The sequence below is a fragment of the Lacipirellula limnantheis genome (assembly GCF_007746075.1).
GTDB lineage: Bacteria > Planctomycetota > Planctomycetia > Pirellulales > Lacipirellulaceae > Lacipirellula > Lacipirellula limnantheis.
On sequence record NZ_CP036339.1, the window covers coordinates 926,972 to 951,632 of the forward strand.

The following is a 24,661-nucleotide window of genomic DNA, read 5'->3' on the forward strand; positions in this document are numbered from 1 at the left end:
AGCCCAACTCCCCCAATTGGTACCGCCACCTGCAGGTGGTAGAATTGAGGCTTCCGGGGGATAGTTTTTCAGCCGTCGCGACCATCGATCCGTCCGCGCGGCCCCGCCCCGTCGCGCCCTCCGTCGTCATCCAGCCGAAAACGATATGGCACTGGTCATCCTGCGCTGCGTCTTCATTCTGGTCGCCGCCGGCGTTGGCTTTCAGATTATCCAGGCCGACACGCTCCCCAAGGAACCCTATGTCCCTTGGCTCGTGGTCGGCGGTCTGATCCTGCTCGCGGCGACCGTCATCGCCATCGACGTCTTCGCCGGCCGCAAACGTCTCGACACGATCACTGCCGTGTACTTCGGCCTGATCATCGGTTTCTTTTTGACCTACGTGCTGACGATCGCCATCAGTCCCTGGCTCGTCCCCGATAGTCCGAAGCAATTCAACTGGGGCCCCTGGGTGACCCTCGTCCTCGGCATGGTCCTTTGCTACACCTGCATCAGCATCCTGATGCAGACCAAAGATGATTTCCGCTTCATCATCCCCTACGTCGAGTTCGCCAAAGAAATTAAAGGGCTCAAACCCTATGTCCTCGATACAAGCGTGGTGATCGACGGCCGCATCGCCGACGTGATCGAAACCCGCATCATCGACAATCAACTGATCATGCCGCAGTTCGTTATTTCCGAACTGCAAGCGATTGCCGATTCTAGCGACAAGCTGAAGCGCGGCCGCGGCCGGCGCGGGCTCGATATTCTCAACCGCCTCCGCAGCGACGCGAAGGTCGATCTGGTGGTGTTCGATCGCGAACTGCCGCAGTTCGCCGGCCAGCCGGTCGATCAGAAACTCGTGCTCCTTGCCAAGCACCTCGAAGGCAAAGTCGTCACCAACGACTACAACCTCAACAAGGTCGCCAAGCTTCACAACGTCGGCGTCATCAATCTCAACGAACTAAGCAACGCCCTCAAGCCGATGTTCATGCCAGGCGAGACGCTGCAGGTTCGCATCATCAAACCAGGCGAAGAATCAGGTCAAGGCGTCGGCTACCTCGAAGACGGCACGATGGTCGTCATCGAAGGCGGCCGCGAGCACATCAGCGAAAACGCCGTCGTTCTCGTCACCAGCGTGCTGCAAACCAGCGCCGGCCGCATGGTCTTCGGCCGCTTCGAACATCGCGTCGCCTCAAACGGCCAAGCCGGCGCCTAGTGGCTAGCGCAGCCTCAACGAGTCAAGGGGTTAATCCTCCAAACTCAGCTGCGACGGGCGCATTCGTTCTCTGACCACTCTCGAGGGGGGTGGCCAAGAATACTTCACCACATCCGGACCGTCGGCTGCTATGGTGCGTCGATAGTCGCCAAGCCTCGCGCCGAATGCCCAACGGGGTCGGGTTCCTACTGCCACTGGCGAGATTGCTTGGCGTGGAACGCCTCCAGTGGCAAAAGGAACCCGACCCCCTCGAGCCGCCACGGCCGCTACGGCCAACGACAGAAAGGAACAGTCAAGGAGCCTGAGGCAACGCCATGTCGCCCAACCTGTCGCCACTTGCGCCGCCATAAAGCACTGCCGTGACAAGTCTTACGCCTAGTGTCGCCAAAAATCGAAAAGGCGACACATGGCGACACACGACGCAAGCGACGCCACCCGGGCGCCACTCGCCGCGGCGAGTGGGAACTGCCGCAAGGGATGGTTCGCCATTGAGCTGGCAGGTGGCCTGAAGATGGAGGTCAAGCACCCGCGTTTCGCTTGCGGCACGCAATACGTGTCCACAGCAGTTTACTGAAAGTAGTAGCCCATGATCCTCACGCGAAGCGATGTCGCCTCGCCTGTCGCCGCTTGCGTCACGCTAACGCACAACCGCGGCAGGACTTACGACTAGTGTCGCCAAAAATCGTTGAGGCGACACACGACACGCGACAGAGAATTCCGTCACCTATGATGGCTGCATATTCATTCATCCCAATGTCCAGTCCGTTAATGCTTGTGGTGAGTCGGCAGTTGAGGCATCCTGTGAGAAGCGGCTCGCACAGCGCCCGATCAAGATGGTTCACTCAGGCGGTTCACTCGATGAAGCGATTCTCGATTCTCTTGGCGTTGACGTTCGTCTTTGGATCTCGGCTCGCACCGACGGGCAGCGCGGCAGTTCCCGAGAAACCCAACGTCGTCGTGATCCTTGTCGACGACATGGGCTTCTCCGACCTCGGTTGCTACGGGAGCGAGATTCCCACTCCCAACATCGACGCCCTCGCCGACCATGGCGTGCGCTTCACGCAGTTCTACAACACGGCCCGTTGTAGCCCGACGCGGGCCTCCCTGCTCACCGGCGTCTATCCCCATCAAGCCGGGATGGGGCACCTCGACAACATTATCCACGAGGGCTCCAAAGGCACGACTGGTCGGCTCCGCGACGACGTCGTCACCATGGCCGAGGTGCTGCACGACGCCGGTTACCTCACCTGCATGACTGGCAAGTGGCACCTGGGGCAACAGCATGGTACGCCACCCTGGGAACGCGGCTTCGACCGTTCGCTCAACTCCCCCAGCGGCGGCATTTACTTTCGCAAGCAGCCGTATCGCACCGAGGTCTTTCTCAATGGCGAGAAGAAGCAGAAGGACGACCCCATCTTCGGCCAGAAGTGGTACAGCACCGACCTTTGGACCGACTGGGGGATGAAGTTCATCGACGAGGCCCGCGAGGAAAAGAAGCCGTTCTTCCTCTATCTCGCCTACTGCGCCCCCCACTTCCCGCTGATGGCTCCGGCCGATGAAATCGCCAAGTATCGCGGCAATTACCGGCAGAACTGGGCGAAGCTGCGCGAGGCGCGCCGCCAACGGCAGATCGAACTTGGCATTGTCGACGAGGCGTGGCCGCTCAGCGAAATACCCGAACAAGTGCCGAACTGGGATGAGTTGAGCGACGACGAGAAAGACCGCTTTGATCACATGATGGCGATCTATGCGGCGATGCTTGATCGCGTCGATCAGAACGTCGGCAAGCTCGTCGCGGGGCTCAAGGAGCGGGGCGAGCTCGACAACACGATCATCTTCTTCATGTCCGACAACGGCGGCAACGCCGAGTCGGGCCCGCGCGGCATCTACGAAGGCAAGAACCCGGGCGGCGCTAACTCGCGAGTCTTCTTGGGGCAAAGCTGGGCGACGCTCAACAACACGCCGTTCCGCAGCTATAAGCACTTCACGCACGAAGGGGGCATTTCGACGCCGCTGATCGTCAGCTGGCCCGCCGGCATTCCCGCCGCTCGCGACGGCAAGCTCGTGAAGGAGCCGGGGCATCTGGTCGACGTTATGGCGACCGTCGTGGACGTCACGGGCGCCAAGTATCCCACGGAATACGACGGCCATAACATCCAGCCGATGGAAGGCGTCAGCTTGATGCCTGCGATCGACGGCCAGAAATTACACCGGACGCATCCCATTTACTTCGAGCACGAGGGCAATCGCGCCCTCCGCCGCGACAAATGGAAACTCGTGATGAAGCACCAGGAACCGTGGGAGCTTTACGACATCGACGCCGATCGCACCGAGCAACGCAACCTGATCGACGACGAGCCCGACCTGGCGAAAGAATTGATCGCCGATTGGGAAGCGTGGGCCAAGCGCGCCGACGTCGGCCCCTGGCCCGGGCGCAGCCGCGAGGCGTGGGGGGAAGAGAAGAAGCCGAAGGAGCAGGGGAAGGCGAAGAAACCGAAGGAAGCGCCAGCCGCGTAGCATTCGGTCCTGCTGCGACGACGGCGTTACATCCGCTCGACGACGTCAATGCCGAGGAGGTTCAGCCCGCGAGCTAGCGTGCGGGCCGTAAGGTCGCACAGCAGCAGTCGGCTGTTGCGCAGCGGTTCGGTCTCGGCCTTCAGTACCGGACAGTTCTCGAAGAACGACGAATACTTGCCGGCCAGATCGTAGAGGTAGTCGGTGAGGTAATTCGGCCGGTAGTCGCCGACGACTCGGTCGAGCGCTTCGCTGAACTGCAAGATCGCCACGCCGAGGGCGCGTTCCGCCGGGTGGTCGAGCGTGATCGTCGCGCTGCTCGCTCGCAGCTGGGCGGGATCAACCCCTCCCTTGCCGAAAATGCTGCTCACGCGGGCATAGCTGTACTGCATGTACGCCGCCGTGTTGCCGGTCATCGCCAGCATCTTGTCGTAGCTGAATTTGTAGTCGCTTGTACGATTATGGGCGAGGTCGGCGTACTTGATCGCCCCGATGCCGACTCGCTCGGCGACGATCTGCCGTTCATCGGCAGAGAGCATTGGCTCCGGCCGTGCATCATCGTTAGCGCTTACGATGGCTAGGGCCCGCTCCACCGCTTCGTCAAGCAGCCCGCTCAGGCCGACCGACGAGCCGGAACGAGTCTTGAACGGCTTGCCGTCGTCGCCCAACACCGTACCGAAGCTGATGTGCTGGAACTCGACGTTATCGTATCCCCAGAGCCTAGCCGTGGCGAAGAGCGAGTCGAAGTGAAACGACTGCCGATGATCGACGACGTAGAGGATCGCGTCGGGGCGCCACTGGCGCATCCGATACTCGATCGTCGCAAGGTCAGTCGTCGCGTAGAGGAAGGCGCCATCCTTCTTCTGCACGATGAAGGGCGCCTCTTGCCCGGCGAGGAAAACGCACAGGGCGCCGTCGCTCGACTTGGCGAGCCCCTTCAGCTTCAGGTCTTCGACGACGCCGGCAAGGGCGTCCTCATAAAAACTTTCGCCGAGGGCGTGGTCGAACGTGACGCCAAGCCGCTGGTAGGTCTCGTCGATCTCCGCGAGGCAGGGCGGGAGGAATCGCTGCCACAGGGCCTTGTTGGTCGCGTCGCCTGCGTGAAGCGCCGCCGTCTCAGCGAGCACCGCCTGGCCAATCGTTGGATGCGCGTCGGCCAGCGCCCTGGTCTTCGAATCGGAGTCGAGCTGATTCAGTTTGGCCTCGAGCTCCCGGTACTCCCGGCGGGCGTCGGCGAGTTGCCCCTCCGCTTGGCTGATCCGCTTGGCGTGCTTTTTCTGTTCAGCCGGATCAGCCGGCGTCGGGGCCAGTTCGAGTTGCGACACCCGGCTTTCGCATTCAGCCACCCTGGTTGCGGCCGCGGGGAGCGCCTCGTCGCGCAGGGCGTGATACTCGACCAGCGTGTTGACCAGTCGGTAGAGCCGCGTCAGCTCGGGCACTGGCGCTTTGGCGAACGCCGCTTCGTCGCCGAAGTGCTTCCAGCCGTAGATGATCATCCCGAACTGGGTGCCCCAGTCGCCGATGTGGTTGTCGCTGATCGTCCGATGGCCGACGAACTTCAGCACCTGGTAGAGGGCGTCGCCGATCACCGTCGAGCGGATATGCCCCACGTGCATCGGCTTGGCGACGTTCGGCGACGAGTAGTCGAGCACGAACGTCCGCGGCGAGGCCACTGCCGCTACGCCGAGTCGATCAACGTCGGGCGACGCCGCCTTCAGCTTGTCAGCGACGAACGCGTCTTTCAGCTTCAGATTGATGAAGCCCGGGCCAGCAATCTCCGGCGTCTCGCAGAGGTCCGTAATGCGAAGTTTATCGACGATCGCGGCCGCCACCTCGCGCGGCGGCTTGCCGAGTCGCTTGCCGAGCGGCATCGCGCAGTTTGCCTGGTAGTCGCCGAACTTCGCCTCCTGACTCGGCAACACCATCGCCGCGAACTCGGCGGCCGACTGGTCCCCTTCCGCCAATGCGACCAGCGCCGTGGCGACCCGCGCTCGAAGTTCAGCCAGAATGCTCATGAACTCTAACCCGACAAATACAGGTCTCTCGCAGAGGCGCGGAGACGCAGAGGAATACACGGAGTACAAATCAAGTTGCTAACAACAGCCTATAAATGATCCCTGTGAGGCTTCGTCGCTTCATCGAAGAATAGCGACCCAAAGCACTCTTCTGCGCCTTCGCGCCTTTGCGTGAGACTTATTCTTTCGCCTCACCAGCAGGCGCATCTTCCGCAGACTTCCACGGCAACGGGACGCGTTGGGCTTCGCTCCAGAAGTCCTCCAGTGCGTAAAATTCCCGCGTCTCGCCGTCGAAGAGGTGGATCACGACATTGCCGTAGTCGAGGAGAATCCAGCGACTCTCTTGATACCCTTCGATGCCCATCCGCTTGTCCTTCAGCTCGTCTTCGAGCACATGCTCGATCTCCTCGCTGATCGCGTGAAGCTGGCGGCGGCTGTTGCCGGTGGCGATGACGAAGTAGTCGAAGACTGGCGTGATTTTTCGCATGTCGAGGACCACGATGTCTTCGGCGCGGTTGTCCTCGGCAGTGCGCGCGGCGGCCATCGCGAGCTGGTAGCTGCGTTGGGCCTCGGGAGGCGATGATTCTGATGGCGTGGCGATGATGCAACTCGTTGGCCGCTGGCGGCGGCGCGAAAATATGAACGGTCACTCTGCCCGCGATCGACCTTGCCGGCCGACGTCCGCGAGCAGCGCGAAAGCTAAGAATTCTACCCCATTTCTGCCCGCAGAGGGAGGGCGTCGGCGCGCAGCGGCGGCGCGCTCGTCTGCTGTTTTTCGAGCCGCGGCGATACAATGAGCCGAGATTTTCACCAATGCCACCGCTCACCCCAGGAAACCGGCGATGTCCGACTGGATCGAACCGGGCCAAAAGGCCCCCGCTTTTACGCTGACAGCCGACGATGGCTCGAAGGTTCGCCTTGCCGATCTCGCCGGGAACCCCGTCGTCCTGTACTTCTACCCGAAGGACGATACCCCAGGCTGCACGAAGGAGGCATGCGCCTTCCGCGATTTGAAGAACGAACTGCAGAAGCACGGCGCGAAGGTCTTCGGCGTCAGCGCCGACGACGTCGCGAGTCATGTGAAGTTCCGCGATAAGTTCAAGTTGAACTTCCCCCTGCTGGCCGACGTCGATCACGCCGTCGCCGAGAAGTACGGCGCTTGGCGCGAGAAAAACATGTACGGCAAAAAGTCGATGGGCATCCAGCGCAGCACCTACCTCATCGATGGGAAGGGCAAAGTGGCGAAAGTGTGGAAGCGAGTGCAGGTTGATGGGCATGATCAGCAGGTCCTGGAGGCGCTGGGTGAACTTCAGCATGACGAATGACGAAATCCGCATGACGAATAAGGGACGCAAGCGGACGCCATGCTGAAGTCCCAGATTCCATTCGTCATTCGTCATTCTGGCTTCGTCATTTGATCTCCCGCTTCGGTCTTGCCACGCAAAGATCCGCGCATGCCCCTCCCTAACGCCTTCCGTGCGCTCGCTCATCGTAATTACCGCCTGTTCATTATTGGGCAAGGGGTCTCGATGATCGGCACCTGGATGCAGACTACCGGATTGTCGTGGCTCGTCTACAAGATGACCGACAACTCGTTTCTCCTGGGGCTCGTTTCATTCTGCGGACAAATTCCAGCGTTCTTCCTGGCGCCGATCGCCGGCGTGCTGTCGGATCGCTTCGATCGCCGGCGAACGTTGTTCGTCACGCAGGCGATCTCAATGGTGCAGGCCGTGTCGCTGGTGGCGCTCACCTGGACGGGGCACATCGAGATTTGGCAGATCATTGCCCTGAGCGCCATTCTTGGCACGGTCAACGCCTTCGATATGCCGACGCGCCAGGCTTTCTTGTCCGACATGGCGCCGACGCGCGTCGACCTGCCCAACGCGATCGCGCTGAACTCGTCGATGTTCAACCTCTCGCGGCTGGTTGGGCCAGTGATTGGCGGCGCTCTGCTGGCCGAGTGGGGCGCCACCGCGTGCTTTTTGGCGAACGCCGTCTCGTACGTTGCCGTCATCGTCGCGCTCGCCTCGATGCGCGATCTGCCCGTGCGCGTCGCGCCGCGACTGGGGCGCGTCAGTCGCGGGGTGATCGAGGGCTTTGCGTACGCCTTTGGTTTTGCGCCGATCCGGGCGCTACTGCTGATGATCGCCATGGTGAGTCTCCTCGGCATGCCGATCTCGACGCTGCTGCCGGTCTTTGCCAAGGACGTGCTCCACGGCGAGGCGCAGACATACGGGTACTTGTTGGCCGCCTCGGGCGCCGGCGCACTCACCGGGGCCTTGTACCTCGCCCATCGGCGGTCGGTCGTCGGGCTCGGCAAACCGATTGCGGTGGCAACCGTCACGTTTGGCCTTTGCATGGTTGCCTTCTCCTATTCGACAAGCGTGCCTGTTTCCTGCGTGATCCTGCTCATCGCGGGGTTCTCGATGCTTCTCACGCTCGCCGGTTGCAACACGCTGTTGCAGACGATCGTCGACGACGACAAGCGCGGCCGCATCATGAGCCTGTATGCGATGGCCTTCATGGGAACGGTGCCGTTGGGAAGTCTGCTGGCCGGCTCGCTCGCCGACGCCTTCGGAGCGCCGCTGGCGGCGCGGATCAACGGCGTCCTCTGCATCGCGGGAGCGGCGTTGTTCATCATGCGCCTGCCCGCGCTCCGGAAGCAGGTGCTGCCGATCTACCAGCGCGCCGGCTTGGTGCCGCCGATTACCGCGGCGGTGGAGGCGGTCGCCGAGCTTCAAGCCGCGCCTGAAGATGCGTAGGCGCGAGCATCAACTCTGTCGCCTGTCGCACTCTGTGCCTGAGCGATTTTTGGCGACAGAAGTCGTAATCTGTTTGGCGTACGCTACTTAGCTGCCTTGCGTGAGGCGCCGGCTTGGCGTCGTGGTGCGTCGGTCGAGCAAGTGAGTTCCTTTCTTTGTCGGACTTGGCGCCCGGCGAGGGGGATTTTGTCGTCGGTTGAATTCTGTCGCGAGGCTTTCTGTCGCCCCAGGCGTTTTTGACGACAGAATTCGTAAGTGACGGCTTGGAGAGGACTTGGATTGGTTGCAGGGAGCGACAGCGACGGCGGCGCTGTCGTCGCTTCACTTGCTGTCGTGTCGCACGGTGTCGCGTTGTGCGTTTTTGGCGACAGTTCGGCGCGCGCGCTGGACCGTGCGGATCGAGACGTCGATCCACTTGGCGGCCGCTACGAGCGAGTGGCACTCGTGGATGAGCTGGCAGAAATCCACTTTCTTGGCCGGGGCCATGATCCGGCGGCGTTCGTGGATCAATGGACTGTTCATTACTTGGTTCCCCCCGGTTCTTGATGCAGCGAGGCTGAAGTCTCTCGCTGAGGCGCGGAGGCGCAGAGGAACGGAGCGACTGCGCGCATGGGCTGCAATTCTTGCGGGCCATTCTCTGCGCCTCCGCGCCTCTGCGTGAGATCTGACGGCTCGCCGCGGAGACGTGGACGGAAGTTCACGTTAGGGAAGTGCGCGGCCAATTTCAACAGAAAAGCGGGCGGAGTTATTTGGGGGTTTCTGGGGCGAATTCGGGGCGGCGCGGCCACTTTTGGGGAGGCGGTTCGCCGATTTGCCGCGTGCGGCGCAGGCAGGACACCTTTGGCTGAGGGCATCGAAAACAGAGTGACAAACAGGTGACACCGAAGTTGCAACTGCCATGTAGTTGACGCGGTTTATCCGATTAGGACAATCGGCCTCGCTTACTCAGTTTCGCGCCGTGTCGCGTCTTTCTCTGGAGTCGAGTGATGAGTCGAACCCTTGTCTGCAAGGTTAGCCGCGGGATCGTGACGTGCTGGACGCTAGCGCTTCTCTCGTGGTGCAGTTTCAGCGTTGCGGCGGGCAATGCTGCCCAAGTGGGTGCGTTAGCAGGCGACGTCGACGCCGCGGAGGGTCCGGTCCCGGTGGGCTACGAGGCGCCGGACGGCGCATTGGCCGCTGACGGCATGCCCGCGGCCGACGTCGTTGAGTCGCTCCCCACGCCCGCCTCGACCTCGGCATCGACGGACGCGAAGTCCCTGCCCGTAGCCACAAGCAACTCCGTCGTCACCGACGTGATCATGTTGATCGATGCGACCCAGAGCATGGCGTGGCCTTCCGGGCGTGAGCGCCGGATGGCGATCGCGCAGTGGTCGGCGCTCGATATCGCCGACGGCGTGCCGGAGAACATACCGGCTGCCTTCGTCGCGCTTCACGATGAAGCGACGGCATTGCGCCAATTGCTGCCGTTGACGAACGACGGCCGCGGCCATTTGCGTCGAACCGTGATGCGCTTGGTTCCTGCCGGCGAGGGAAAGGTTGACAAGTTGCTGGTTGAAGCGAGGCGACTGCTCACGAGCAAGCCCGACGCGTCGCCGCTGATCGTGCTGGTGACCGACGGCGTCGACTGCGATCCGTTCAGCCATGGCGCCCCGATCCGCGACTTGGCGCAGACGTATGGAGACCGGCTGTACTTTCAAGTGATTGGCGTTGGCGACAATCATGTGATTTCGGCGAAACTCCGCGACCTCGCCAATCAAGCGGGAAGCCACGGCGAGTTCAGCAGCGTGAAGTCGCACGCCGAACTGCCGACGGCGCTCAGCCGTTGCCGTCAACTGTTTGAGCAGATCGGAGCTCAGCGCGCCGCGCGCGCCAAACAGCAGGCGGTCGACTTGGCGCACTGTCGCGCGGAACGCGTGACGCTCGCCGATCGAGTGGGGAAGCTAACCAAGGAGACTGCTCAACTGAGCGGCGACTTGACCGTCGCGCAGGCGAAAATTGTTGAACTGAACCATACTGTCGAGGACCTGACCAAGGGGCGGAACGTCCTTTCCGATCGCGTCGTATCGCTAACGACGGACTTAGAGGCGGCGCAGCGTGACAACGCCAATTTGACGACCGACAACAAACGGCTGGAAGTGGAGAAGGCGCAGCTTATCGACGAAAGTGCTCATCGTTTGGGCGAGATCAATCGGCTGACCGAGGACAAGCACGCGGTGGAGCTAAGCCGCGATGGCTATCGCCGCGCTTACTGGACATGGCTGGTGCTGGCGCTGGCGTTTCTGTCGTTGTTGATCCTAGCGACGCTTCTCTGGTGGTTCCGGACGATTCGACTGCTTGATCGACTGGCGGCCGTGACGAAGGAACGAGACGATTGGAAGAACGATCACTCGAGCCATTCGGTGAAGCTTGACGAGGCCAACGAGGACGTCCGCCGACTGGAGCACAAGCTGGCCGAATGCCGCGATCGAGCCGGCGATTTGCAATCTGAACTCGACCACGCGCGTGACGACGCGGAACGGCTGGGCGACGAGAAGCGCCGTCTGAAGTGCGAGTTGGACGAATCGGAAACCCGCCGCCATGAATTGACTCGCGAACTTGATCGCTACAAAGACGAGTGCGGCGATCTGGGGCAAGATCAGACTCAGCTCAAGGCGCAGATCGAGGAGATGTCGGAACGGTACAAGCGGCTCAAACGCCGTTACGAAGAGTTGGAACAACGCGCCAGCGCTTCCCATCATGAGGCCGATCAAACTCGACAGTCTCTGGCGGAATGCCGAACGCAAGCGGGACGGCTGGAGGAGCGGCTCGATGCCTGCCACCAATCGAAAGGAGACCGCGACCGGCGGATCCATGAACTAGAGCACCTGGTTAGCGCCTCGCGGGAGGAAGCGCAGCGCCTTAGCGATAAACTGCGACGATGCCACGAACGCAACGAGCAACACTCGCAGGAACTCTTGCGAGCGAGCACGGCGGGCGCGGCGGCGGAAAGCCGAGCGCAACAACTGGAGCGAGCGCTGCATGAATGCCAGCGAGGTTCGCTGATTTCCTCCGCTGCCGCGTCTCGCGCTGAACAAGAAGCGGCCTTTGCGGCGACGTTGGGCGCGACTCGCGAGATGGCCGCGAATGGGAAGCGTCACGATTGTTGCCACAATCATGCGCCGGCGCCGGCGCCAGTGATTGTCGCGCACAACACGCCCTCTCACTCGGCGGCCTCGCCATTGAGCGGATCGGCGCCGGTGGGCGGAGGCGTGCCGGGCGCGACGGCCGCCGGCGGGCCAGCAGGCACGTCAGGTCCTGGCGGCGTCGCTGCCGGTGCGCCATCGGCGCCGACTTCGGCCGCAGGTCCCGCCGCTGGCGGCGCATCGGGCGCGGCAAGTCCGGGCCCCGCGTCGAGCGGTTCAGCGGGACCAAGTTCTGGACCGACCGCGGGCCCAGCGGCAAGCGGCTCGCCTGGCGGCCCGGCGTCATCAGCCGGACCGGCGGCCAGTCCCGGTCCGGCCGGGGGATCGTCGGCGTCGGGCTCGCCCGCCGGTCCTGCTTCGGCGGCCGGCCCTGCAGCGGGGCCCGGCGGCGCGGCGGCGGCCAGCGGGGCCGCGACCGGAACTGCCGGCGCTCCAGGAGGTTCGTCTCCCAGCATTCCGGGCGCACCCGGCGGGGGTCTTGATTTACTCGATCTCGCGGGAGGCTTCCTCGGCCTCTAACCGCGGTTCGAGCATCGACTCGCGTCACCATCCAGTGAGCCTTCCTCAGTGAGCCGCAACATGCGTATTCCTGCCCCAAACTTAGCCGTGTTTCCCGGCATTGAGGGAAACCTGGAAGGGATCGACGAAGTTCGACTGGAGATTCAAATCGACTCGCCGAAAGTGGCGCTCGATGCGGTATTTAACATCGAGGAGTTACGCCGCCGAATTGAGGCGACGTTGAAGCGTTCGACACTCATTGTCAATCCAGTTGCTGCCCAAGCGCTGGTGGTGGGCGTTTACGTCGAACCTCGCGATTTCCCGCTTTCCACGGTTCAGAATCAGGTCATCGTCTTTTTTGTCTCGACCGCCTTGCGCGAAGTCGGAAAGTTGACTCGTACGCAACTCGGTCAGTCGCCGAAGCCGACCGAGAAAATCGTCGACAGTTGGCGGCATAAAGGACTGCGCGGATTTACTCCGCTTAAAACGCCGGCCAAAAAACTTGGATCCATCCTATTCGCCGAGGTCGATTTGCAGGTTGACGAATTTATCGCCGCTTGGCGCCGTGATTCCATGGTCGCCGACTTCATGCCGCCAAGTCCTTCGCCGCTTGATCCTTTGGCTGGATTGCGTTGTTTGCGCATTCCTCTCGGCAGCGTGGAGTTAGCGAGTGAAGAGAAGACAGAGACGATTACCATCGTCAATCCGCCGCCGGGCGTGAACTCGACAATCGAAGTTAAATTCAAGCGTCCGGTAACGGCCGAACTTTATGCGGAAGTCTGCGGCCCATCGGCCATCATTGATGGTATGCAGCCGCTGATGACTTCCAGCGCCCAAGGGGCTGCCGCCGAGGTCAAGTTAACGACGATCGCCGCCGATCCTGTGACCGCCGCCCCCGCGTTTCGGACAGAGTTTCTCTCACGGATCACGAAAGCGGCAGCGCCATCGGCGGTCACGCCGTCGGTGTTTCTGGAGGCCAACCGGGTGATGGGCGAATGGAAGTGGTTGCAGTAACTTTGCCAAGACAAAGAGCGACTGCCGCGCCTGGATGACGCAACGATCGTGAAGTTTCCCCAAAAATTTGTAACACGCATCACTTTCGTTTGGACTCGAGAATGACGACCATATGGGAGATAGTTGGAGCCGGTTCCGCATTCGGGATGCGGCAAGATTGGCCAATACTCCATATGCCCCACGCGGCTAGGTTTCCATGCTTACACTCCCTACTCGCCGGGTTGCTCTCACTCTTCTAGCTCATCCCGACGACGCCGAGATTCTCTGCGCCGGCACGCTCATCCGTCTGGCCGATGCCGGTTGGGAGATTCATATCGCGACCGTCGCCAATGGGGATTGCGGCACCACTTCGCGGACGCGCGCGGAAATTGCGCGGATTCGCCGGGCGGAGGGGATCGCCGGGGCGGCGGTCATTGGCGCGACGTATCACTGCTTGGAAGAGGGCGACCTGAACGTCGCCTATTCCAAGGAGACGATTCGCAAGACGCTCGATCTGTTTCGCGAGGTGGGGCCGACGCTGTTGTTCACCCATCCGCGGCATGATTACATGCTCGATCACGAGCAGACCCACTTGCTGGCGCGGGGGGCGGCGTTCGGGTACGGGGCGCCGAATGCTTCGGCCAAGCCGCTGCTGGCGGGTTCGGCGATTCCGTGGCTCTACTACTGCGATCCGGTCACGGCGACCGATCCTTATACCGGAGCGCCGGTCACGCCTTCGACGTGGGTCGATATCAGCGGCCAGATGGAGCGCAAGGCGGAAATGCTCGCGTGCCATGCTTCGCAGCGCGAATGGCTGCGGGCGCACCACGGGATGGATGAATACATCGACGCGATGCGGCGGCACAACGCGGAGCGCGGGTCGGAGGTTGGCGCGGAGTTCGTCGAGGCGTTTGTGATGCACCGCGGGCATCCGTTTCCGCAGCATGATCTGCTGGCGGAGCTGTTCGGCGGGCGGTGGCAAACGGTGGCGCCGTAGGGGCGTCGGTTGTCGGCGGTCGTTGTCGGCGGTCATTCTCGGTTGCGACTCTTGGCGGGCAGGCACGCCCGTGATGGATGGCCGCAGAGACTAGCCGTCCGTCGCCGGCGGTGAGGCGAAAGCATTGCATGGGACCGACCATGAGCTTGTTCGCGTTCGCTGCGATTGACTGCGCTATTGCACACCCGCGGGTTCCTTCAATAAATTGCTGCCCGGCTCGAGTTCGCGTGAATTCTTCGCTTGCTCGCTGATTTCCTCGCGCTCGTTGCGCAGTCCCCCTTCAGAGCGAGTCATGGCCGGCGCCGAGGCGTCGGCCGGCTTGGGCTGTACGCGCGGGTGGTCGGCCGGCCGCGTTGCGGCGCGGGTCGGTTCGACGATGGGAACTCCGAGCGGGAAGATGATTTCACGAGAATCGGGCATCGTGATGCCGGCTTCCGCGAGCTTGGCAATGATCTGACGCAGCGTCGCCGAACGGACCTTCAGCCCGCTGAAGTCGCGCCCGTTGATCCAAAAGTAGGCGTGGATGTTGACGCCGGTGGGGGTCAATTCCTCGACCAGAATCAACGGTTCGGGGTCGGCCAGTACGGCCGGATGTTCGCGCAAGACTTTGAGCACCATCTCCTGCGTCTGCTCGATGGAGTCGTCGTAACCGATGCGAATGATGAAATCGAGACGCCCATTCGGGTTGGCCGAGTGATTGCGAATGATGCTCTTGTAGATCGTGGCATTGGGAATCTGCACATGGTTGCCGTCGAGCGTCACGATGATCGTGCCGCGCGTGGTGACCTTCTGGACGAAGCCTTGATGGTCGGCGATGGTCACCAGGTCGCCGGCCTGGAACGGGCGCTGCATGCTGATCAAGATGCTGGCGAGGAAATTCTCGGCAATGTCGCGAAACGCGATGCCGATGATGATGCCAATGAGGCCCGTACCGCCAAGCACCGTGGCGGCGATTTGGGTCAGTCCGGAAATTCGCATGGCCAGGTAAAGGCCCACGATGATCACCGGCGCCGCGGCCGCCCGGGCTGCCACTTCGCTGAGCAAAGCGTTTTGAAACCGTCGCGCGCCGAGCCGCCGCGCACTCCGCGTCGCAACGATCGTGGCGACGAACGTGATCAGCAATACCAAGAGCGAAAGCACGAGCGCCGGCAGCGACTGCACAGCCGTCCGAGCCATCACGCGCAGCTGATCCCAGGCTGGCGAGAAGTCCCACGCCGACCGCTCGGCGACCGTCATGCGATTGACGACCGCGACGACGTCTTGCGTACTGCTGGCGAGCTTGGTCGCCCATTCCTTGCTTGACTCGCGGTTGGCGACGCCGTCGAGAAAGACAACCCCTTCTTCGGCTGATGCTTGCGGATCAGTGAACCACTTCGTCGCGGTAAGAATACGTTCCAAGCGCGCGGCGATATCAACGTCCTCGGCAACGGGCTGCACGTCGACCTTCGCGGGAACGGCGGCGGCAGCGGCCTCGGTTTCGGTAGCCTGGGGGTTTGCCGCGGCGGGCGCGGCCGCCGCGGGAGACGCCGCGTCCTGCGCCAGTGCTGGCTCAGAAAGAAAGCAGGAGAGCAGCGTGCTGAAGGCGGCGGCCAGTGCGAGCTGCGCCGCCAGCCTGCGGAGTTGCTGCGGCATCTCCGGTGCGTTGAAAGCATTCCGAACCATCAGCATGAAATCGTCCATCCTCAAACGACCTTTAACTCCGCCATGGAGCCGCAACCGGTGCACTTGCCGTGCCGCGCTCGCCGCTGGCTCGCCGACGCCGACTTTTCCGCTGCAATAAGCCAGGATTCCCTAGAATGACCGCATTGCCTATCGTGGCTACCTGTTGCCCGCGTTGATCATTAGCCCGCCGACTGTTTGAAGATGACGTTCGCTCGCCAAATCCTCGGCCGACTCCTGAGTGCCTACCATCATTTTGCTGATCGGGGCGGCACAATGCTGGCGGCGGCCGTGGCGTACTATCTCGCCTTCTCCCTGTTCCCGTTGATGCTGGTGCTCGTGGCGGGACTCGGTTGGGCGTTTCGGGCGACGGCCGTGGGCCACGATGCGCAGCAGCGCGTCCTCGCCGCGATTGCCGAACAGGGATCGCCGGCTCTTCGCGACCAGATTGAAGAGGCGTTCAACTCGGTCGAGCAACGGGCCGGGGCCAGCGGCACGTTCGGCATTGCCGTGCTGCTGGTGGCGGCGGTGGCGATGTTCACGCAACTCGACTACGCGTTCGATCGACTGTGGGATCGCCCCAGCGCCGGCGAGCAAGGACTCTGGAAATGGGCGACGAACCTCGCGTTCACGCGTCTTAAGGCGCTGATGATGCTGATTGGAGTCGGCGCGTTCGTAATCGCCGTGATGATCGCGTCGATCGTGTGGCAGGGCGTCGAGTCAGCCGTGCAGTCGACCGTCGACGTTCCCGCGTGGGTGCGACAAGCGAGCCAGCCCTTGGTTCACATCGTGCTGAACTTCCTCGCGTTCGCGACGCTCTACGCATTCGTGCCCAAAACACATGTGCAGGCGAAGGCGGCCTGCGCCGGCGGGGTCCTGGCGGCGCTGCTGTGGGAAATCGGTCGGCAGCTCCTCGCCGCGTACGTGCTGAGACGAAACCTCCCGACGGCATACGGCGTGATCGGTTCGTTCATGGCGATCATGCTGTGGACTTACTACGCGATGATCGTCATTCTTTTTGGAGCGGCGTACGCGAAGCTCGTTAACGATGAGCGATCTGCGCCGAAGCTCGACCGTCCCGATCTTCCGTAAGCGCGCTGCGGACTTCGCGCACCGTGCGGCTGGATCAGCGTTGGACGGCGAGATGACATGTTATCTTGACGTTGCCGACGGACGGCGACGGGGAACGATCGGCATGCCGTGTGCAGCTTGTGGCGCTTTGGCCGCCTAGTTGCCCGAAAAACGCCCAGACGCCTGAGGGGCATTCAACCATCATGTTCCGATTCCTGCCATGGAAGTCGATCGTCAAGCGCGCGGCCCGGGCGTATGGCGTGGCTGACCCGGCGCTGTGGTTGGCGCGGATTCGCAGCTTCGCGCAGCCGTCGGAAGTCGCCGAGCCTATCGAACTGTTGCGCGCGGGCATCTTGTTCCACGCGCGCGGCATCGTCAACACCAAGGCGATTCAACACAACCTCGACTGGATCTGGCCCTATTGGGTGCAGCGGCAATTCGACCCGCGGGACGTCTCGTTCATCCCGCGGGCGTTTTCGTTCAGCCACGTCAACCTCACGCATCGCAACTGGACGGCGGTAGGGTTGCCGGAACTCTCGATCTATCCGATCGTCGATCCGCGCGGGCTGTTCACTCCGCTGCAAGATGGTTGGTCGATCGATTGTTGGTTGATTGCACCGGACGGCGCCTTGCTGGCGCCGAGTCGCATGCCCGATGCGGCCGTGCGACAGGAACTCGTCGTCGGCGACAACGACCTGGCGGTGACGACCCTTTCGCGCCTGCACGGCATGACGCTGAAGCAGACGGCGCATGTCGTCGTCGAGCAAGATCAGGCGGTTGCCGAACTGTGCGTGACCGCTACCGCGGCGGGGGGCGCCAAGCTGGTCGCGGCGCTACGGCCCTACAATCCCGAGGGCGTGCAGTTCGTTGATGCGATCGACGCCAGCGCGCCCCGCACGGAATGGCTGGTGAACGGCAAGACCGAGGTGATGTTCGACCGAGCCGCGGAGCAGATGCTCGTCTCCGACTACTCGCATGGCGACGTATCGAGCCTGCTGCACGGCAGCACCGATCGCATTGGCGGCAAACACGACGCTCCGCACATCGCCTGCAGCGTGGGCATGGCGACCGCGGCGGCAATCTACCCGTTCGACGGCGAAACGACGCTGCGGATTCGTATTCCGCTGCAGAATGAACTCGCGTCGCTGGGGAACGTGGAGAAGTTCAATCCCCGCGTGACCTGGAACGAAGTGCGCCGGCCGGTCGCCAAGCTGCAAATTCCCAATGGGCAAATGCAGCGGCTCTACGACGGCGCCGTGCAAACCCTGTTGCTGTTGTCGGCCGACGAAGTCGTACCCGGACCCTACACCTACCGCCGCTTCTGGTTTCGCGATGCGTGCATCATGATGAACTCGCTGCTGGCGATGGGGATGGCCGATCGCTGCCGGCGAACCCTTGAGAAGTTCCCGGCGCGGCAGCTCCGCAATGGATATTTTCGCTCGCAGGAAGGGGAGTGGGATTCTAACGGTCAGGTGCTGTGGTTCTTCGATCGCTACGAGCAACTCACCGGCGAGCAACTTTCCGATGAGTTGCTGGCGACGCTGCCGCGGGCAGTCGAGTGGATCGACAAGAAGCGGGTGATGGACGATGCCGATCCGCTGCATGCGGGTCTGCTGCCGGCAGGTTTCAGCGCCGAGCACCTGGGTCCGAACGATCACTACTATTGGGATGATTTCTGGGCCGAAGCCGGGCTCCGAAGTGCGGCCGCAATTTACGCTCGCCGAAGGCAGACGCGCGAGGCGGCCGATGCGAGGGCGAAGGCCGATGACCTGCGCCGGGCCATTGATCGCAGCGTGCAGCGCATTCCCGCGTGGCGCTCGCTGAGCGGCATCCCGGCGTCGCCCCACCGTCGCATCGATGCGGGGGCCGTCGGTTCGCTGGTCGCCGATTACCCGCTGCAACTCTACGCGGCCGGCGCCCCGCCGATCATGGCGACCGTCGACGCCCTGCTGCGCCGCTGCTTTTTGCATGGCGGATTCTTTCAGGACATGATTCATTCGGGCGTGAACGCGTATCTGACGCTCGATATTGCCCAGACGCTCTTGCGCGCCGGCGACGCTCGCTACCGCGATCTGATCGAAGCGGTGGCCAAGCTTGCCTCGCCGACCGGTCAATGGCCCGAGGCCATCCATCCGCAAACGGGCGGCGGTTGCATGGGCGACGGCCAGCACGGGTGGGCGGCCGCAGAGTGGGCGATGATGGTACGCAGCCTGTTCGTTCGCGAGGAGGCCGACCGGTTGATCATTGGATCGGGATTGTTTGCGGAGTGGTTCGACTCGGATGAAGAGATGTCGTTCGGACCGACGCTCACTCCTTGGGGCGCGGTGACGGTGCGAGTAGCTCACCCGCGGGTTGAACCAGTCGTTCATCTCGTCGCCGCCTGGCGGGGCGCCCCGCCGCGAATTGACGTCGCCGTTCCGGGTTTCGCCAGAATTGATCAAGCCGACGCCAGCCTGCCGCTGCCGCTCGTTGCCAACGAGTCGCCTGCGGCGCCATCGTCGCCGCATCAGCACTTTGCAGAAGGATCGCCGCGGTGAGAATCGTGATGTTCACCAACACGTATCTTCCCCATGTGGGCGGCGTCGCCCGCAGCGTGAGTACGTACGAGGAGGAGTTTCGCCGTCGCGGCCATGACGTGCGCGTGATCGCGCCGCAGTTCGAAGGCGCCATGGAGTCGACCGAGTTCGTGCTGCGCATTCCGGCGATTCAACATTTCAACGGCAGCGACTTCTCGGTCCAGTTGCCGCAGCCGGGACTCATTGCCGAATATCTCGACGAGTTTCAGCCGCAGATCATCCACAGCCACCATCCGTTTCTGCTTGGCGACTCGGCCCTGCGGGCCGCGTGGACGCGCCGGCTGCCCTTGGTCTTCACGCACCACACGCTCTACGAGCAATACACGCACTATGTGCCGCTCGACTCGGAAGCGCTGCAGCGGGTCGCGATTCAAATGGCCACGGAGTATTGCAACCTCTGCACGCATGTGATTGCGCCAAGCGAATCGATCGCGGAACTGCTCGTCCAACGGCAGGTCACGCGGCCGATTTCAGCGATACCGACCGGCATCGACCTCGAACGCTTCGGCGACGGCGACGGGCGGCGCTTTCGCGAACGCTGCAACATTCCGCCCGCGGCGCTGGTGATTGGCCACGTCGGCCGCTTGGCGGCGGAGAAGAATCTGGCGTTTCTGTCACGCGCCGTCGGCGAGTTCCTCGCCCGCCACCCCGACGCCTTTTGGCTGGTGGTCGGAACGGGCGAATCGGCGGCGGTGATCGAGGCGACTGTCGCTGAGCTGGCAAACCCGCGGCAACTGATCATGGCCGGCTCCCACACCGGACAAGAGTTGGTCGACGCCTACACAGCCATGGATCTGTTTGTGTTTAGCTCGCAGTCGGAGACGCAGGGGATGGTGCTGGCCGAGGCGATGGCCGCCCGTACGCCGGTGGTGGCGCTCGATGGCCCCGGCGTGCGCGACGTGCTGAATGACGTCAGCGGGCGGATGCTGCCGGGCAACGCCAATGAGAGCACGTTCGCCGATGCGATCCAGGAGATGACGCACGATCGGGCGGCGCTCGCCCGTCGCGGCGAGATTGCGCGGCAGTCGGTGCGGACCTTCGGACTGGATGTGTGCGCCGACCGCATCTTGGAACTCTACGAACAACTCGTCGCGGAGCATTCGCAGCGCGAAGACGCTGATCCTGGTCCTTGGGACCGCCTGCTTGGCCGCCTGGAAATCGAGTGGAACCTCCTCATCGAGAAGACCTCGGCACTGGCGGCCGCCGTCGTCGACACCGAAGCGACGAGGAGCCAACTTGATTAGCGCGCTGGTAAAATGGAAGCGACGCTGGCGGCGGAAATTTAGCCGCACCCGCTGGGTGGCGCGATTGCTGAATCGTGATCTCTCGGCTCCTCACAGCGACGAGCCGGGGCTGGTGATTCTGCAGCTTGACGGCCTCGCGCGCACGCAAATCGAGCGCGCGCTAAGAGAAGGTCGCATGCCGTTTCTCAAGAAGTTGATCGATCGCGGCCACTTCGAAGAGTTGAGTTTTTATTCGGGGCTCCCGTCAACCACGCCGGCGGTGCAGGCAGAGGTGATGTTCGGCGCGCGGTGCGCCGTCCCGGCGTTCCAATTTCTGCATCGCGAAACGGGGCAGACCGCCCTGATGTACGACCAGCAGTGGGCCAAGCGAGTCGGCGCGCGCCTCGCCGAACAGCATCAACCGCTGCTCGAAGGTGGGCGCTCGTACTCGAACATCTACGCCGCGGGGGCCGTCGAGGCGAGATTCTGCGCCGAGACGATGGACGCCGACAACCTGCGCGAGATGTTGCGGCCCTGGAAACTCGCGATTGTGGCGAGCTTGTACTTCTTCACAATCTTGCGAGTCGTCGGGCTGGCGATGTTGGAGCTGTTTATTGCCGCCGGCGACATGATTCGGGGTCTTGCCGGCCAGCAGCATTGGCGGGCGGAGCTCCACTGCATCCCGTCGCGCATCGGGGTGTCGATCGTGATGCGCGAGTGGCTGCGCGTGATGTTGAAGCTGTCGATCGAAGAGGGGGCTCCCATCATTTACGCCAACTTCCTCGGCTACGACGAGCAGGCCCATCGCCGCGGACCTGGCAGCGACTTTGCGCATTGGGGTCTGAAGGGAATCGACAGCGTCATCCGCGACGTTTTTAAGACGGCGCATAAATCGGATGTGCGCGACTACGAAGTGATTGTGTTTTCTGATCACGGGCAGGAGCAGACGGCGATCTATGAGGTTGCCACGGGCGTGACGATCCAACAGGCGGCCGAGCGCGCGTTTGAAAGCGGCGCGCTGGCAGGCCGCAATGTTCGGGGCCTCGATGACTATGGGCGCCGTGGGCCCGAAACCGACGAGCGCAATCGGCGGCTGCTGCGGATGAAGCGCGGGCAGAGCGACGTCCCGCAGGCAACGGCCGAGGAGTTGGCCAATGACGTCATCGTCACCGCGCTCGGTCCGCTGGGACACATTTATCTCCCGATCGAGGTGTGCGTCGACGGGAAGCGGGATTACGCCCGCCGCCTGGTCGACCGAGAACACGTGCCCTTAGTGCTATTTCGCGGCGATGAGGGGCGCTTGGAGGCGCACAATCCGCTCGGCGCGTGGCAATTGCCTGAGGACGCGGCGCAGGTCTTCGGCCCCGATCACCCATTTCTGGCGGAGGCGGTCGGCGACCTGATGCGGCTGGCGCAGCATCCCGATGCGGGCGACCTCATGGTGAGCGGCTGGAGCAACCAGCAGGCGCCGAGCACGTTCGTACAGGAAAATGGCGCCCACGGCAGCATCGGGACCGAAGAGACGCGCGGCTTCGCGCTTGTGCCGCATGCGATTCATTTGCATCACCGTCGCGCGGCCAATGGGGAACGGTACATTCGCGGCGTCGATCTCTATCGCGGCGCCTGGGCGTTCGCTCACCCGGATCGTCCCCTCACGACTCCCCATGAGCATGCGCTGGAAGCGGCGCCGGGACATGAGCGCGACGCCGAACTTCAACAGGCGACGCGGCAGACGCGCGGCGAACATTCGGACGCGGCACGGCAGCTCCGCGTGATGACGTACAACATCCACAGTTGCATCGGCATCGACGGCAAGATTCGTCCCGAGCGCATTGTCTCGGTGATCCGTTCGTGTCGGGCCGACGTGATCGCGCTTCAGGAAGTCGACGCCAATCGCCGCCACTCGCGCGGGCATGAGCAGGCTCGCATCATCGCCGAGGCCTTGGCGATGAGCCACCACTACTACGCCGTCGCCGACTGGAACGGCGAGCAATACGGGCTGGCGATCATTAGCCGTTATTCGCTGGAGCATGTGCAGTCGGGGCATCTGACGCCGGTTGATCACGCGAACCGCAGCGAGGCCCGCGGCGCCCTGTGGGTGAAACTGGAAACTCCCGCGGGCGTGGTGAACGTGATCAACACTCACTTCGGGCTGCGAGAAGAAGAGCGGCAGCGGCAGGCGACCATCTTGCTGGGCGAGGACTGGCTCGGGCAGATTCCGGCGGCGGAGCCGATCCTGCTCTGCGGCGACTTGAACGCGGGTCCAAAGTCGCCGGTCTGCCAATCGTTCGGTCGGCGCTTGACCGACGTCGCCCGCGGGCTGCCGAATCATCGTCCGCGCGCGACGTTCATCTCGACGATGCCATTGCGGCGCCTGGATTATATCTTCGCGAGCGACCACTTCACCGTGACTGCCGTGCGCCAGCCGCGCACGCCCACGGCCAAGCTGGCGTCGGATCACTTGCCGGTGTGCGCGGAGCTACAGCTCCGGCTGCCGGACCTCGCCGCGACCGAGAAATTTTGACGCAAGCAAGCCGACGAGAAAAATCGTCAGCGTGCCGACGACGATGGTGAGATTCGAGTCGAGGTGATTGCGAATGCTCTCGGGAACGCGGTCGCCGAACAGCGCCGGCAGCGTCATCCAGCAAACGACGAGCACGCCAATGGCGGTGGCGAGGGCGGCCGCCGCATTCGTGGCGCGAGTCAACATGCCCAGCAAGACCAGGCCCAGCACGCCGCCCGAGAAGATTCCCGCGAGTTTCCACCACGTGTCGAGCACCTGTTCGACGTTGATCAGGGCGAGGCCGATGCCCGTGCCGGCGATGCCCCAGAACAGCGTTGCTCCGCGCAACACTCGCATCGATTCGCGGTCTTCCGCCTCGGGGCGCCAGTAGCGTTTGTACAAATCGCACAGCGTGAGCGTGGCCATGCTGTTGAGGTTTGAATCCATTGCCGCTGCGAAGATGGCGGCCACGACCAAACCCGAAACGCCCGCCGGCAGCTCGGTGGCGATGAAGTGGGGGAAAATTTCATCAGGCTTGTCGATCCCCGCGACAAGCGTCGGATTGGCCGTGTAGTACGCGTAAAGGGCCGTGCCGATAAAGAAGAATATCGCCGACGTCGGCATGAAGAGCGCCGCCGTGATCCAAATGCTTTTGGCAGCCTCACGGTCGCTACGGGCGGTGATGAAACGTTGGATAAAGCCCTGATCAGTGCCGAAGTTTCCCAGATTCATCGCCACGCCGTAGGCGAAAATCACCCAAAACGTCGGCATCGTCAGCGAAGGTCCGAAGTCGCCCAGGCTGAATTTGTCATGGGCGACCCCAAGGTCGATAATGTCTCCGACGCCTCCTGGAGTCTTGCCAATGACGGCCGCCAGGCAAGTCGCCGTTCCCGCAACCAGCACGGCGCTTTGCAGCACTCCCAGCCAGATCACCGCTTTGATGCCGCCTGCCATGGTATAGGCCGTCATCAGCGCGCCGGTCATCAAGACGATGGTCCATATCGGCCAACCGGTTAGCGGTCTCACCGCCATGCCCAACAGCAAGACGACTGTCCCCATCCGCGCGGATTGCGTCAGCAAGTAGCAAAGCACGGCGTACGTGCGCGCCCAGAGGCCGAAGCGATGCTCCAAATGTTCGTACGCCGACAGTTCGCCGCTATGTCGAAAGAACGGCACGAACCACTTCACCGCCACCACGGCGGCAATCGGCATCGACAGCGAGAAGGCGAATGCATTCCAGTTGCCCGCGTACGATTTGCCGGGATTCGCGAGAAACGAGATGCTGCTCACAAACGAGCCGAACATCGATAGGCCTACCGCCCAGCCGGGCAACGACCGACTCGCCGACATGAAGTCGTCCGAATCGCTGCCGCCGCGGGCAAACCACCAGCCAAAGCCGATGACCGCCGCCAGATAAGCGACGAGGACGAGCAGATCGACGTGGGCGAGTTGAGTTTCGGGCATTGGCATTTG

The 24,661-nt window shown here is 62.8% G+C and carries 16 protein-coding genes; 11 read left to right on the forward strand and 5 right to left on the reverse strand.

Annotated features, from left to right (window positions below):
• Window positions 1–145 precede the first annotated feature (145 nt).
• Entirely contained in the window at window positions 146–1,195 is a 1,050-nt protein-coding gene (locus I41_RS03605; protein ID WP_145430978.1) for a PIN/TRAM domain-containing protein, read from the forward strand.
• An 858-nt stretch (window positions 1,196–2,053) separates the two neighbouring features.
• Entirely contained in the window at window positions 2,054–3,712 is a 1,659-nt protein-coding gene (locus I41_RS03610) for an arylsulfatase (protein WP_145430980.1), read from the forward strand.
• A 26-nt stretch (window positions 3,713–3,738) separates the two neighbouring features.
• On the opposite strand, the gene argS is transcribed toward I41_RS03610, so the two are convergent.
• Window positions 3,739–5,724 (reverse strand): arginine--tRNA ligase, encoded by a 1,986-nt coding sequence (gene argS / locus I41_RS03615; RefSeq protein WP_145430982.1) that lies wholly within the window; start codon window positions 5,722–5,724, stop codon window positions 3,739–3,741.
• Between the two features lie 178 nt (window positions 5,725–5,902).
• A complete protein-coding gene (gene rsfS / locus I41_RS03620; RefSeq protein WP_145430984.1) occupies window positions 5,903–6,268 on the reverse strand; it encodes a ribosome silencing factor in 366 nt (121 codons plus the stop codon).
• 298 nt (window positions 6,269–6,566) lie between these two features.
• Here rsfS and bcp point away from each other — a divergent pair, with 298 nt between their 5' ends.
• Window positions 6,567–7,049, forward strand: coding sequence for a thioredoxin-dependent thiol peroxidase (gene bcp, locus I41_RS03625; RefSeq protein WP_145430986.1), 483 nt, complete (start codon window positions 6,567–6,569; stop codon window positions 7,047–7,049).
• A gap of 129 nt (window positions 7,050–7,178) precedes the next feature.
• Complete coding sequence (locus I41_RS03630) at window positions 7,179–8,486, forward strand: MFS transporter (RefSeq protein WP_145430988.1); 1,308 nt, start codon at window positions 7,179–7,181, stop codon at window positions 8,484–8,486.
• 321 nt (window positions 8,487–8,807) lie between these two features.
• Here the strand turns inward: I41_RS03630 and I41_RS03635 are convergent, their stop codons facing one another.
• Window positions 8,808–9,008: a hypothetical protein gene (locus tag I41_RS03635; RefSeq protein ID WP_145430990.1), complete on the reverse strand. Its 201-nt coding sequence runs from the start codon at window positions 9,006–9,008 to the stop codon at window positions 8,808–8,810.
• Between the two features lie 464 nt (window positions 9,009–9,472).
• On the opposite strand from I41_RS03635, the gene I41_RS03640 reads away from it, so the two are divergent.
• From I41_RS03640 to I41_RS03650, 3 genes are all read left to right on the forward strand, one after another.
• Complete coding sequence (locus I41_RS03640; protein WP_145430992.1) at window positions 9,473–12,187, forward strand: VWA domain-containing protein; 2,715 nt, start codon at window positions 9,473–9,475, stop codon at window positions 12,185–12,187.
• A 162-nt stretch (window positions 12,188–12,349) separates the two neighbouring features.
• Complete coding sequence (locus I41_RS03645) at window positions 12,350–13,180, forward strand: hypothetical protein (protein WP_145430994.1); 831 nt, start codon at window positions 12,350–12,352, stop codon at window positions 13,178–13,180.
• A gap of 196 nt (window positions 13,181–13,376) precedes the next feature.
• Window positions 13,377–14,156, forward strand: coding sequence for a PIG-L deacetylase family protein (locus tag I41_RS03650; protein WP_145430996.1), 780 nt, complete (start codon window positions 13,377–13,379; stop codon window positions 14,154–14,156).
• A 174-nt stretch (window positions 14,157–14,330) separates the two neighbouring features.
• Here the strand turns inward: I41_RS03650 and I41_RS03655 are convergent, their stop codons facing one another.
• Complete coding sequence (locus I41_RS03655; RefSeq protein WP_145430998.1) at window positions 14,331–15,836, reverse strand: mechanosensitive ion channel domain-containing protein; 1,506 nt, start codon at window positions 15,834–15,836, stop codon at window positions 14,331–14,333.
• Window positions 15,837–16,019: 183 nt separating this feature from the next.
• Between I41_RS03655 and I41_RS03660 the strand changes: the two genes are divergently transcribed.
• From I41_RS03660 to I41_RS03675, 4 genes are all read left to right on the forward strand, one after another.
• Complete coding sequence (locus tag I41_RS03660) at window positions 16,020–16,907, forward strand: YihY/virulence factor BrkB family protein (RefSeq protein ID WP_145431000.1); 888 nt, start codon at window positions 16,020–16,022, stop codon at window positions 16,905–16,907.
• Window positions 16,908–17,089: 182 nt separating this feature from the next.
• A complete protein-coding gene (locus tag I41_RS03665; RefSeq protein WP_210421103.1) occupies window positions 17,090–19,423 on the forward strand; it encodes a hypothetical protein in 2,334 nt (777 codons plus the stop codon).
• Window positions 19,420–20,706, forward strand: a complete 1,287-nt coding sequence (locus tag I41_RS03670) for a glycosyltransferase (RefSeq protein WP_145431003.1) — start codon at window positions 19,420–19,422, stop codon at window positions 20,704–20,706. The genes I41_RS03665 and I41_RS03670 overlap by 4 nt, the downstream gene beginning before the upstream one ends.
• Window positions 20,699–23,209 carry an endonuclease/exonuclease/phosphatase family protein gene (locus tag I41_RS03675; protein WP_168206658.1) on the forward strand — a complete coding sequence of 837 codons (2,511 nt, stop codon included), beginning with the start codon at window positions 20,699–20,701 and terminating at the stop codon, window positions 23,207–23,209. Before I41_RS03670 ends, I41_RS03675 begins: the two co-directional genes overlap by 8 nt.
• On the opposite strand, the gene I41_RS03680 is transcribed toward I41_RS03675, so the two are convergent.
• Window positions 23,165–24,652 (reverse strand): sodium:solute symporter, encoded by a 1,488-nt coding sequence (locus I41_RS03680; RefSeq protein ID WP_145431007.1) that lies wholly within the window; start codon window positions 24,650–24,652, stop codon window positions 23,165–23,167. The genes I41_RS03675 and I41_RS03680 overlap by 45 nt on opposite strands.
• Window positions 24,653–24,661 lie beyond the last annotated feature (9 nt).

Excerpts from the sequence above, each read along its gene's own strand:
- I41_RS03605 (WP_145430978.1), top strand. The coding sequence starts at position 146 with ATGGCACTGGTCATCCTGCGCTGCGTCTTCATTCTGGTCGCCGCCGGC.
- I41_RS03610 (WP_145430980.1), top strand. The coding sequence starts at position 2,054 with ATGAAGCGATTCTCGATTCTCTTGGCGTTGACGTTCGTCTTTGGATCT.
- argS (WP_145430982.1), bottom strand. The coding sequence starts at position 5,724 with ATGAGCATTCTGGCTGAACTTCGAGCGCGGGTCGCCACGGCGCTGGTC.
- rsfS (WP_145430984.1), bottom strand. The coding sequence starts at position 6,268 with ATGGCCGCCGCGCGCACTGCCGAGGACAACCGCGCCGAAGACATCGTG.
- bcp (WP_145430986.1), top strand. The coding sequence starts at position 6,567 with ATGTCCGACTGGATCGAACCGGGCCAAAAGGCCCCCGCTTTTACGCTG.
- I41_RS03630 (WP_145430988.1), top strand. The coding sequence starts at position 7,179 with ATGCCCCTCCCTAACGCCTTCCGTGCGCTCGCTCATCGTAATTACCGC.
- I41_RS03635 (WP_145430990.1), bottom strand. The coding sequence starts at position 9,008 with ATGAACAGTCCATTGATCCACGAACGCCGCCGGATCATGGCCCCGGCC.
- I41_RS03640 (WP_145430992.1), top strand. The coding sequence starts at position 9,473 with ATGAGTCGAACCCTTGTCTGCAAGGTTAGCCGCGGGATCGTGACGTGC.
- I41_RS03650 (WP_145430996.1), top strand. The coding sequence starts at position 13,377 with ATGCTTACACTCCCTACTCGCCGGGTTGCTCTCACTCTTCTAGCTCAT.
- I41_RS03655 (WP_145430998.1), bottom strand. The coding sequence starts at position 15,836 with ATGGACGATTTCATGCTGATGGTTCGGAATGCTTTCAACGCACCGGAG.
- I41_RS03660 (WP_145431000.1), top strand. The coding sequence starts at position 16,020 with ATGACGTTCGCTCGCCAAATCCTCGGCCGACTCCTGAGTGCCTACCAT.
- I41_RS03665 (WP_210421103.1), top strand. The coding sequence starts at position 17,090 with ATGTTCCGATTCCTGCCATGGAAGTCGATCGTCAAGCGCGCGGCCCGG.
- I41_RS03680 (WP_145431007.1), bottom strand. The coding sequence starts at position 24,652 with ATGCCCGAAACTCAACTCGCCCACGTCGATCTGCTCGTCCTCGTCGCT.